General features: G+C 46.1%; 10 protein-coding genes. 2 read left to right on the top strand and 8 right to left on the bottom strand.

Features of this window, described 5'->3' with window-relative positions; all coding sequences use genetic code 11:
- Positions 1–53: 53 nt before the first annotated feature.
- The 7 genes from AC58PV_RS28595 to AC58PV_RS28565 all read right to left on the bottom strand — a co-directional run bounded on the left by AC58PV_RS28595 (position 54) and on the right by AC58PV_RS28565 (position 8,994).
- Entirely contained in the window at positions 54–929 is an 876-nt protein-coding gene (locus tag AC58PV_RS28595) for a carbohydrate ABC transporter permease (protein ID WP_497436156.1), read from the bottom strand.
- A gap of 11 nt (positions 930–940) precedes the next feature.
- A complete protein-coding gene (locus tag AC58PV_RS28590) occupies positions 941–1,897 on the bottom strand; it encodes an ABC transporter permease (protein WP_497436154.1) in 957 nt (318 codons plus the stop codon).
- A gap of 159 nt (positions 1,898–2,056) precedes the next feature.
- A complete protein-coding gene (locus AC58PV_RS28585) occupies positions 2,057–3,334 on the bottom strand; it encodes an FAD-dependent oxidoreductase (RefSeq protein WP_497436152.1) in 1,278 nt (425 codons plus the stop codon).
- 139 nt (positions 3,335–3,473) lie between these two features.
- On the bottom strand, positions 3,474–4,340 hold the full coding sequence (locus tag AC58PV_RS28580) for a helix-turn-helix domain-containing protein (protein WP_497436151.1): 867 nt from the start codon (positions 4,338–4,340) through the stop codon (positions 3,474–3,476).
- Positions 4,341–4,384: 44 nt separating this feature from the next.
- A complete protein-coding gene (locus AC58PV_RS28575; RefSeq protein ID WP_497436149.1) occupies positions 4,385–6,226 on the bottom strand; it encodes a sensor histidine kinase in 1,842 nt (613 codons plus the stop codon).
- Positions 6,227–6,242: 16 nt separating this feature from the next.
- A complete protein-coding gene (locus AC58PV_RS28570) occupies positions 6,243–7,859 on the bottom strand; it encodes a response regulator (protein ID WP_497436148.1) in 1,617 nt (538 codons plus the stop codon).
- 91 nt (positions 7,860–7,950) lie between these two features.
- Positions 7,951–8,994: a LacI family DNA-binding transcriptional regulator gene (locus tag AC58PV_RS28565; RefSeq protein ID WP_497436147.1), complete on the bottom strand. Its 1,044-nt coding sequence runs from the start codon at positions 8,992–8,994 to the stop codon at positions 7,951–7,953.
- Between the two features lie 192 nt (positions 8,995–9,186).
- On the opposite strand from AC58PV_RS28565, the gene AC58PV_RS28560 reads away from it, so the two are divergent.
- On the top strand, positions 9,187–10,599 hold the full coding sequence (locus AC58PV_RS28560; RefSeq protein ID WP_497436145.1) for an FAD-dependent oxidoreductase: 1,413 nt from the start codon (positions 9,187–9,189) through the stop codon (positions 10,597–10,599).
- A 20-nt stretch (positions 10,600–10,619) separates the two neighbouring features.
- Positions 10,620–11,231, top strand: a complete 612-nt coding sequence (locus AC58PV_RS28555; RefSeq protein ID WP_497436144.1) for an SGNH/GDSL hydrolase family protein — start codon at positions 10,620–10,622, stop codon at positions 11,229–11,231.
- A gap of 337 nt (positions 11,232–11,568) precedes the next feature.
- Here the strand turns inward: AC58PV_RS28555 and AC58PV_RS28550 are convergent, their stop codons facing one another.
- On the bottom strand, positions 11,569–12,243 hold the full coding sequence (locus AC58PV_RS28550; protein ID WP_497436143.1) for a putative endonuclease domain-containing protein: 675 nt from the start codon (positions 12,241–12,243) through the stop codon (positions 11,569–11,571).
- Positions 12,244–12,264 lie beyond the last annotated feature (21 nt).

The following is a 12,264-nucleotide window of genomic DNA, read 5'->3' as shown; positions in this document are numbered from 1 at the left end:
TGTAATCATATCATTAAGCCGGCGATGAATCATCTTAGGCATTAACGCAAATGTTAGCCTTTCACTGAACCAATCAGAACACCTTTGACGAAATGCTTTTGGAGAAACGGATACACGAGCAGCATTGGGATAATAGAAGCAATAACCGTCGCCGATCGAATGCCTTCAGGCGAAATCTTCATCATATCGTCCACGCTGCTATTCAGGGCAGTCGAACTATCAGCATCCATAACAATATCCCTTAGGTATAGTTGCAATGGTTTCAAGCTTGCTTTGGAAATATACAACATCGGATGAAAGTAATCATTCCAGAAATACACCGCATAGAATAGCGCGATTGTAGCAATTACCGGCGTACTGAGCGGAAGAATGATACGGAATAGAATCGTGAAATTGCGAGCGCCGTCCATTTTGGCTGACTCCTCTAACGCTTCAGGTAAAGATTCATAATAACTCTTAATTACCAATAGATTAAACACGCTAATCAGTGCAGGCAGCATGATGGACCATAAACTGTTGATGAGATGGAGTTCTTTCATTAGTAAGTAATTCGGAATGATACCGCCATTAAACAACATCGTAAAAATGAACAAGAGTAACACAAGTGGAATGCCTGGCAAATGTTTCTTCGATAAGGGATACGCTGTCAATGCCGTCAACATAATGGCAAGCACCGTCCCGACAACCATGACAATAAGGGATACCGAGATCGATTGTAAAAACTGGCTTGAAGATACAACGTATTTCATCGTTTCTAGTTGAAAGCCTACAGGCAGAATGCCGACCTTACCTGAGATAACTGCTGTTTCATCACTCAATGCTTTGGATAATACGTTGAGCATTGGCAATAGCGTAAGCACACTAGACAATAACAGTGCAGCATATACACAGATATCTAGGGACCAGTCGCCGATTGTTTTCTTTTTCATAGCTGCACCTCCTACCAAATGCTTCGCTTGACCACTTTTTTGCTGAGCTCATTGCCCAACACGATCAAGAGGAATCCAATTACGGAATTGAACAAACCTACTGCTGTACTAAAGCTATAATCTTGCTGTCCAAGGCCTATTCGATACACATAAGTCCCAATGACATCACCGGTTTGATAAACAACAGAATTATACATGGTCAAAATTTGTTCTGTACCTGCATCGAGTAAGTAGCCTAGACGTAAGACCAGAATCAAGATAATCGTTGGTACGATACCTGGCAGTGTAATGTGCATCATCTGGCGAATACGCCCAGCTCCATCAATGGATGCTGCTTCATATTGCTCTTGCTCGATGCCCGCAATCGCCGCAATAAAGATAATTGCGTTCCAACCGGATTCCTTCCAACCTGCGGTAAACACCAGAACGCTTCGGAAGTAGTGATTATCTAGGAAGAACGATATCGGGGTACCCCCGAAAAACTGAATCACATTGTTGATCAACCCACCGCTTGGAGAAAGGATCGTAATGAATAATCCAGAAATAATAACCCATGATAAGAAATGCGGCAGAAAAATAATCGTTTGTATTGTACGCTTGAACCAGCTCTTACGAACTTCATTCAACAACAGCGCGATAATAATCGGAACTGGGAAGAGCAGCACAAGCTTGTACAAACTAATTAAGAGCGTGTTGATAAAAACTTGCATAAATTCTTCGGAATGGATTAACTTCTCGAATTGCGCTAATCCCACCCATTTACTTCCAGTAAATCCATCAAAAATGTTAAAATCCATGAACGCAATGATAATCCCATACATGGGCGTATATTTGAATAACAGTAAAAATAATAGTCCAGGAATAAGCAAAACATAGAGATCTATGTTTGTGACAAACAGCTTCCACCTGTTTTTGCTAACCTTCGCCGTTCCGGCATGTTGTTTCAATTCCGTTGCTCTTACACTCATATCGCGTTCACCTCCAAGTTGTTATATTTGTATTATAGGGCCTCTAAATAATCATCTGTAGATGGTGATCTTTGTGTTTCTAGCACTATTTTATGGTGTTTCGGACAAAACAAAGAGCATTTCTCACCAATCGAGAAATGCTCTAGGATTATCTTCTTATTACTGCGACACTAGCCCTTGCTTATAAAAGACAACATTCTGACTGCTCAGTCCGCTATGGAGCGTTTCCATTGAAACGTCTTGCACAGAGCAATTGTCGTCTGCAGCAATGGATGCTGCAATTCCTGCGGCTTGCCCTAGCGCATAACATGTTGCCTGCACCCGCATGGAAGACATAGCTACATGCGTAGCTGATATGGATCGACCAGCTACCAGCAAGTTATCCAGTTGCGCTGTCACCATGCATCGGTAAGGAATGTCATACCCATCGACCTTCCGCTCATCTGTTGTTTTTTGACCATCAGGACTATGGATGTCGATTTCGTAGTTGGTTTGTGCGACCACATCCCCAAAACGTGTTCCGCGCACAACGTCTTGCTCCGTTAAGGTGTAGAGACCCTGAATTTGGTTAGTCTCTCGGACACCGACTTGATTCGCGATATGAGAAAGCGCGTAAGTTTCAAATCCGTTGCGCTGCAAGTAATTGACGACGGAAAACACCTGTCTCAACGCTTCAGTCTCCGCATAATTAACATCTTCGATCTTCGCGCCATTGCCTTTGACACGCGTCATATTTACGAGCAATGTGCCGTCATTGTTCCGCTCCCAATATAACCTGCGACCTTGAGGTAAGTCTGATATTTCTTCGTAATGGTAGCATCCATCAGGCAAAATTTGCTGAACGGGCTTGCCCGTATTTTGCATCATAAACATCAGTGTCATAGGTTGGGTCATGCCGTCTTCTTCTCTTCCCGACGTATACGGCACGCCTGCCTCTAACGCAACTCTAGCGTCTCCCGTACAGTCGATGAACTGCTTGCCTTCGAAAGCTTTCAATCCCTCTCGCGTCGCTATGATGACAGCCTTCACGGTTCTATCTTCTTTCACAGTACCGATAAACTCGGCATGAAAGATGACCTTTACCCCTTCCTTCTTCATTTTCTCATTTAAATACTGTCTTAGTAAGAAAGGTGAATATTGTGGAGCGATGGATACGTCATGATCCTTCGGCAAATGATCGGCTAATGCTTCCGCAATCATCTCTCTGTAAATACCAGTGACGTTGCCGATCGGCATAAAAATACTGACGTTCCCGAGCGTCCCCATGCCGCCCAGTTGACCCGACTTTTCTAACAAAGTAACTTTCTTCCCTCGTCTAGCCGCGCTTATCGCTGCTGCTGTTCCAGCAGGTCCCCCGCCAATGACAACGACATCCGCTGAATCATATGTCTCAATCCGTCTCTGAAAATCATAAGCTTGATTTGGTTGGTGGCTCATTGTCAGCCTTCTTTCACTCTATAATGAATTGCCAATTTCTTCTCATCATCAAACCCTTGGTGTATGGCATCATTATAAAGCGAAATCACTTCGTTGGCTTTGTCAAAAATCTTGAAAAATGTATCAAAACGTCTTCTCATTACTTAGATCTTATATGGCTTGGCGGACATCCGAATCGAAGTTTATACATTTTTGAAAAATGGTGCACGCTCGAGAAGCCACAGCTGTCGGCGATGTTATGAAGCGGCATCGAGGTGCCTCGCAACAGTTCTGTCGCATAATCAAGCCTTAGTTTAAGCAAATACTGATGGGGTCCCATGCCAAATTGATTCCGGAATATCATGGAGAAATACGAACGAGACATAAACGCTTTACGAGCCATTTCCTCGACAGACAGCGATTCGGATAGTCGATACTGCATATAAGCTGGCACCCAATTTAAGGAGATTGCGCCTTTGTGTTCAGGGCTGTCTTGAGATGTATATTCGTTTAATACTTGCAGAATGATCTCTGCTGCGAATACATGGGCTTGAAGTTTAGCAAGTGCATGTTGTCGATTCCAACTTTCAATAACTTGCAGGAAGACATCCACCATCCACTCATGCCTAGAGGACTCAAATACAACGGGCACAGCAATATCTGCAAAAGTGGTTAAGTCTCGCTGCAAAAGTTCCAATTCCGGATGCGTACCTCGATCCGTCGGCATAATCATTGGAGGGCGCTCCTTGCCTTCTGATGGAAATAGCTCGAAGTGGAGCGCCATGACCGTCACTGGCGACTCTGATTCGAGCTGATGAACTACTCCCGGTTGAATCAGACTGAACTGCCCAGGCTTCAATAGATACGTGTTCGTATCGATGGTTAACTGGGCTGTCCCCTCTTGCATATAGAGCAGCAAATAATCCGTTATCATTCTTGCATGCGTTTGCCACTGTTTGAAATACAACAGATCTGTATATCTAATATGCGGTCTTAATTCTTGGTTCAGAATGGACTCAGTAACCAAGCATACCCTTCCTTTCGATGGTCGGCATAATGCTATCTGCGATGTTAGCTCTGGGATTCTATGATTTGCCGCTGTACTTGAAATCTTGCTGTAATTGTCGTTCCTTCGCCAAGTTGTGATACGATACTCAACCCGTAGGCTTCCCCCGAGAACAAACGAATTCGTTCATTGACATTGTACAGGCCGTAAGAACTGCCAGAACCATCCGTTCGCATGGCCGGCCTAGGTTCTGTAAGCAGGGTTTGGGCAAAATCAGGATCCATTCCAATCCCATTATCGGATACGGATAGAAGCAGATCCTCCCCCTCTATGGAAGCGCGTATTGTGATTTTGCCTGTTTTCCCTTTTGATTTACGTATGCCGTGAAGAAGCGCATTCTCTACAATAGGCTGCAAAGTAAGCTTGGGAATCAGGTAGGATTCTAGTGCCTCATTCCCCGCCAACTCAAACACGAATTCGAAGCTTTTGGGAAAACGCGACTGCTGAATTTCAAGGTATACTTTCGCCAACTCCAGCTCATCCGTAACCGTTACAACATCCCTGCCTTTATTTAAACTAAGCCTGAAATAGCGAGCAAGCCCGTCAATCATTTGGCTAATATCGTGTGCTTTATGGCCAATGGCAATCCAATTAATCGTATCCAACGTATTGTAGAGGAAGTGGGGATTAATCTGTGCCTGCAGAGCACGCAACTGTGCCTCACGCTCTTGGACCTTGGATTTATAAGTTTCCTCCATTAAATCTTTCACACGATGGATAAGATGGTCAACACTTTTTTCGAGAAGATTAATATCGCCATCGGATGTGATCGACCTCTCTTCAAGACCGGACATACCTTCTCGTTTGATGGCCCTGATTACGGTTTGAACGCGGCGATTCATTCCACGAACAATAAAGGCTAAAAGGATGAACACTAAGATCAAGAATAACACGGTCACCCCAGTTAAGGTAGCTACACTCGAGAATTGATTTAATGACGCGGCCCGTGAGTTGATGCCCTTCTTGGGAACTTCTGCGACTAGTTTCCAGCCTGTGGCGTCTACCGTTGTAAACACAACATATTGTTGATTATCGTCCTCCATAATGGGAGATACGCCTTCATTTTTGCCCGCAACCGCCTGTAGAACGGCATCAGATTCAAGTTTTTGTCCCAGTAAAGACTTATCACTATGGTAAATAATCGTTCCATCTGGCGCTATCATAAACACACGTTGATCTTTATTCAAAACGATACTGGAAACCATATTATCCAGCGTCTTCGCATCTACATCAATGGATAAGAAGCCAGATAAGTTTCCATAATGATCTGGATCACGCAGCAGACGAATGCCTGAGTATATATAAGCATCATCTCGATCAATGAAACTCTCACTATACACGCCTGTCCAAACGAGATGGCCACCTGCATTCACGATAGCTTCATACCAAGGACGCGTCTTGAGTACATCCATTGGGAAGAAGTTTACTCGTTCATGGGAGAACAGCTTATTCTCATCCACATATAAACGCACGCGGAACACATTCGTATTCGTCTGGCCGTTGTCAATTAAATAACGCAATTCCTTCAACGCATCAATTTGTTCATTATAGGGTGTTGAATCACTTAAATATTTGATTAGCTTGGGGTTCAAAAAAAGAGAATTCGACGTGTCCTTTAGAGAATCGAATTGATGATCCAAATTAATTTCAGCTTGTTTCAACGTTTGGAGCATCGAGCGGGTTACTTCCTCTTCCAGAATGTGCGAGTATCGTTGCGAATACGCGTATAGAAAAATGGAAGCTGGAATTATGATTAACACCACGTAGGCGATCAACCATAGCCTCGCGGCTAGAACGCTTTTGAAAATCATCGTAATAAACGCCCAGCCTCTGTTCCTCACATGCATGATGTACCTACTCTCTTTACATGACTTGCTCGCGGAAGGAGCTCGGTGTATACCCCGTATATTTCTTGAATATTCTGCTAAAATAACTAGGATCCGAATACCCCACCGCATAACACACTTCATAAAACTTATTAGCGGGATCCTTCAATAGCGCTTTGGCCCGCTCCACGCGAACCTTGGTCATATATTCGTTAATCGTTTCTCCGGTCTCCTGTTTAAAAAGCAAACATAAATACGTCGTAGACAGAAATACTTCTGACGCGATATCGCCTACTTGCAAATTCTCCGCATACCGTTTATCAATAATCGCCCGCGTTCGTTCGATTGCATTATTGGATTTGCCACTACGTTTCTCGCCAATGCGTTCACAGACATGAAGCAAATGAGCTTCTACAAGGCTGCGTAAGGCCCCTAATGTTTCTTGCTGAAACACTTTGGACAACAGCTCATTTTCTTTGCTTTCAAGATCTTGCTTCTGTACATGCAGCTCCAACAAGACTCGACTGGCTAGAAGCAGCAGTTGGAGACTGATATTGCGCGCATACGCCATGCCATCTGCTCGATTACGCGACAGCGCATTGTACATCTCGCCCAGTTCCTCTTGCACTTTCATGGTATCTGCCGACTTCAAGGAGGAGACGATACGCTCTTGCTGTGAAGCATCAAATCGATACACACTCTCCTCGGCTTGTTCCAAATTATCCATAGAGATGATCTGGTTTTTGCCTAAAAACCATCGTTGATCGGCTGCTTCCCTCGCTTGTGAATAGGATTGCGGCAAGCTGGCAAGTTTGGAGATCCGTTCACCTACCCCGATCGTTACACTGATTTTCAAATAATTATGAAGGCTTTCGCGGACTTCCTCTGCCAGAGTGAACAGCAAGTTCTCCTGATCTTCTTCCTGTGGCATGCGAAGAATGCCTACGAATTCGCCGATCTGATTTTCAAAAACATACCCATCTATCTCTCGCTCAATCAGCTCTTGAACAATATTCAGAACCGAATAGGACAGCAGCTGCTGGTCCCGCTCCGACCGGGTTTGCGCAACCTCTCTAGCATCATCAATGCGAATGGCGATAACCCAATAGGCGCCTTCCATCGGTAAATTCAAATGAAGGAAATCAATACGATCCTGCACACGTGATGGGTAAATAACCCCTTCCCGAATGAGCGACATTAGAAATTTCTCTTGCAGCAGAGGCATGCTTTGGATAAGTTTGACCTGCATATCTTCGATGAGCTTGCGCTCTTGCTGCTCTGCATCGAGAGCGCTTACTAACCGTTCAATAACAATCTCCAGCTCGCTTAAATTGACAGGTTTAAACATATAATCAACCGCTTTAACCTTCAGCGCAGATTTCAAATATTCAGCATCATCATGACCGCTGACGAACACGATTTTGATATGAGGGAACCGTTCACTTAATTGGTTGGACATCTGAATCCCATCCATATTGGGCATTCGCACGTCGGTTAGGATGAGATCCGGCTTCTCACGCTCGATCACCTCAAGCGCTACATCGCCATCATCAGCTTCGCCTACTACCTCAATCCCATAAGCTTTCCAGTCAAAATAATTACTTAACCCGTAACGAACTGTCGGTTCATCATCCACAATCACAAGTTTATACATCTCGTGTCGGCCCCCCTAGTAGCTGTTCTCTCCATTATAACTTGGACAAAGCCAGGAGATGTAGGAGTATCTTATGATTCCTGGTGCGATCTTAAGGTGAAGTTCGGCAGGCTGTTGTGAGACCGATATGGAATTCTCCTTGAATGCGAATATGTTCAAAAGGCAATGTCGGATTGGCGATTCGCCACAGCATGCGATCCGCTGCGCGGTAGCCCGTTTGTGAGATCGGGAGAAGCGGTCGTGTAAATTCCGGTAATGCATCCGTTTGCTCATTGAGGAAACCGACTAAGGAAATATCCTCTGGGATTCGAAGCTGCAAGGCCTTGCAAGTGTCATAAACCACCGTCACCTCATGATCGATGCCGCAGATGATGGCCGTTGGCTGATGTTGTTGGATTTGGGTCGAGATATGCTTGTGCCACTGCAAGTCGGTGTCACGCGTGCCAATGCATTGCTCAGACGGGGCAATCGTCAGGCCAGAGGCTTGCATTGCATAATTGAATGCTTGCCAGCGCAGAATAGAGCCTCGCTGCATTTGAATGTCGCCGACATACATAATGCGCTCATGCCCTTGACTTCGCAGATAAGCTACAGCCTGGCAAGTCGCTTCATAGACGTCCCAGATCACACTGTCAATTTTGACACCAGATGGTGGAAAACTTAGTAAAATTCGTGGAATGGGAAGATCAAATAGCGGGGCTTCCCACTCCTGAGGAAGAATGCTTGGCGCGATGAAGATACCGTCTGCAAATAGAATTCCTGCTTCCTCCAGCCAAACGGCCATCTTGTCTGGTTTTATCCGTTGCGGCAGCATAAGCAGCTCGATGCGATGACCGAAAGAGAAGAAGCGATCTTGCAACCCTTCCAGCAACAGGCGGTTATAAGACACAGATTCCGCTGTCTGTACAAGCAGAAACCGCAGGCGCTCATTCGGGTAAGGCGCAATATGATCCAGCCTTAAACTGCGAATCTGGTCCATCGTGTAATAGCCGAGCTTCTCGGCCGTGTGCACAATGAGTTGGCGGGTCGCTTCTGACATGCCCTGCTTGCCCTTCAGCGCTTTATTGACGGTTTGTACCGTTAAGCCAAGCTCCATGGCGATTGTTTTCATCGTGACAGCTTTGCGCGTTGGCATGGATGCCTTGCACCTCCATCATGTTGCTTACGCACACTATATCACGCTTACTTTTTAGATGAAACAAAAATTAAACTAGTTCCTTCGTTTCAGCAATCTATAATGGGAACAAAGGCATTCTGGCTACGTGAATGTGCAAATCATTGCCATGCTTAGACTCGCCTATGTCCACCCATTAGGAGGAAAATTCGAATGACTCTCTCATCTACTACCAACTTAACCGTAACCATACCCGCTCAAAAGCTAACTGTCAGTCATACCCCCGATGTCGTCGTTGTTGGCGGCGGTGCCACAGGTATTGCAGCAGCCATTGCAGCTGCACGCAACGGTGCCAGCACACTCTTAATCGAACAAAGGGGCTATCTAGGTGGCATGGGAACAGCTGCACTTGTTCCTGCTTTCTGCCCCTATACCGATGGAGAGAAGCCTGTTATTCGAGGAATCGGCCTCGATCTGCTAGAAAAGATGAAGCACGCGGCCGGAGAGGACTTTCTTAACCGGTATGAAAACTTGCTGGACTGGGTTCCGATCGATGTTGAAACGCTCAAACGCGTCTATGATGCCGAAGTGTTGGCTAGCGGTGCACAAGTACTGTTCCATACCGTTGCCGATCAAGTGCTGCTCGACGGAGATCGCATCAGCGGTCTTGTCATAAGCAATAAATCCGGCCGTTCTGTCGTGCAAGCGAAGCTGTACATTGATGCATCTGGAGATGCGGATCTTGCGGCATTAGCTGGGGTCCCTTTTCAAGTTGGCGGTGAAAATGGCGATCTTCAGCCTGGTACGATGTGCTACGTCGTGACTGGTGCAGATAAAGATCGTTTCACTCAATTCCTCGCAGAAACGGGTCAGCATCCGCAACTCGAAGAACTCGTCACCTTAGCCCAGCAGAACGGTGAACTGCCGGAAGGACGCAAGCGCATTTCAGGAATGGCTTGGGTATCGAACTCCGTAGTTGGTTTTAACTTTGGTCACGTCTTCAACATAGACGGAACCAAAGCGGAAGATTTAACTCGCGCTGCCATTGAAGGGCGACAATTAATCGATACACAAATCCGATTCTTGAAGAAATACGTGCCTGGCTTTGAGAACATTTTCCTTGTTCATTCCGGCGATCAAATCGGTATTCGCGAAACCCGCCGCATTCAAGGCGACTATACGCTTGTCGTGGATGATTTCCTCACGATGCGTACCTTTGAGGACGATATTGCCCGTAATTCCTACTTTATCGATATCCATTTGGCTAATGCCGGATCTACAATGACGATTAAGCATTTGCCGAAAGGGAAGTCCCACGGCGTGCCTTATCGCTGCATGCTTCCGCAAGGTAAATCGAATCTGATCGTCGCAGGACGCTCGGTTTCATCAGATCGTCCCGTGCAAGGTTCGCTTCGTGTTATGCCGAACTGCTTTGCAATGGGTGAAGCCGCGGGCATTGCTGCTTCCATGGCTAGTGATCGTGGTATCGGCTTCCGCGAAGTGTCCATTCCTGAGTTACAGCGTAAGCTGATCGAGCAAGGTGCCTATCTGGGAGACAACCCAGGGCTGGCGTATGCAGATCGTGAAATCGCTGTCGGTTCTGTTCATTACGAAGAAGAGAATTAATAGAAAGGGGACGCTCTCACTTGCTTAACAAATGGACAGGAAAAACCTGGGGTACCCTTGGCGATAGTATTACCGAAGCAGGCGGATATCAGCCATTGGTGCAGGAGGCCCTCGGTTTCTCAAGCGTGATTAACTATGGCAAAAGCGGCTGTCCCCTGACAGCAGGCGGAGATCGTGACTACGGAGCAACGACTCATGTTGGTCGGACCATCGATACGTCCTTGGATTGCGTCACTATCTTCGCCGGGGTGAATGATTACCGGCTAGATAAGCCGATCGGGGAGTTAGGGAGTACGGACGTGTTTACGTTCCACGGCGCCTATGCTGTCTTGATCGAGGACATTTTGACGAAAAATCCGAGTTGTCGCTTAAGCTTGTGGACGCCGCTGCAACGCGATAAAGATCAATATGACATTTTCTATGTCAACGCTGCCGGCCATCGTCTCATCGATTATGTGGAGGCGATTGGGCAGATTGGCTTGCTGTACGGCCTGCCTGTGCTTAATCTATACGCAGAAAGCGGATTAAACAAACTGACGCTGCCCCACTTCACTTCGGATGGCTTGCATCCGAATGAGGCTGGTCATCAGCGGATTGCTGATATGGTTGTGCCGTTTCTGTTGGGTTTGTGATTAGTATGGAAACAGCCGATCTCAGGGATTAGATGCCTGGGGCGGCTGTTTTTTGTTGACTGGCTGGTGGAAATGATGGGGTGGGATGGGATTGCTGATTTGTGCGGGGGCGCGGGGATGGTGTGAGTATAGCTACATGGAGCAAGGTTTCCAAATAACTGGATTTTCTACAGCTATTTCAACGAATTCAGACTGTTTATTGAGAATAGATGGAAAAACTCCATCTATTCTCAGCCATATCGGCAATTTGGGTTGTTTCCCCTAAAATTAGCTACATATTTTCCATCTAATTGGAAAAATTGATGTATTCTCGATGAATTAGCTGTATATTTTCCATCTAATCCATGTTGGTCAGCAAGCCACTTCCAGCTAATGCATACTTAACGATCCGCTGCCCGCTACCGCTATATGCAGGTGTGAGCATTCCTTTGGAGCAGAGCTTCTTAAGCATCATGACCGCCGTCCGATGATCAATATCAAAGTGCTCCACCACATCCTTCGGCCGAATCGGCTCGGCACGCTGGACGGCGAGACGAAGGACTTCTTTTTCTGCCAGATGTGCCCGTAGAGTAGGTGTTGAACTGGCTTGATATCTTGCCATCACCATTCGCAGTAAGGCTATGCACAACTCTGGTCTCTGCTCAACATCATCATAAGCGAAGGAAATGACGTGATACCCCATCGCATGAAGAAATGTTTCGCGATTCAATTCATTGCAGAATTTCTGCCTGTCCAGATCACGGACATGGGAAGCGTAGCCTTTGATCTCGATGAGCAGCTTCACAAAGCCTGGCAACCATGCAAAATCCGCAAAGTAGGAACGACCTCGCCAATCAAGCACCTCATACTCAGGATGAAGATACTCGAAGTCGCCACGTAAAATCCACCAAATTTGTTTGGCAAAAAGCGCTTCCCCATGCCCATGTCCTCTCTCCAATCTACCTCGACGCTCCCCACTACGGTTATCCAAATGCTTCTTAATAAACACTTCGTGCTCTTCCACAACATTCATCGGTCTCATCCCTCTCTAGAT

This window comes from Paenibacillus sp. J22FR83, assembly GCF_059691955.1.
Note: the sequence above shows the minus strand (reverse complement) of the source record. Positions and strands in the feature narration are given on the sequence as shown.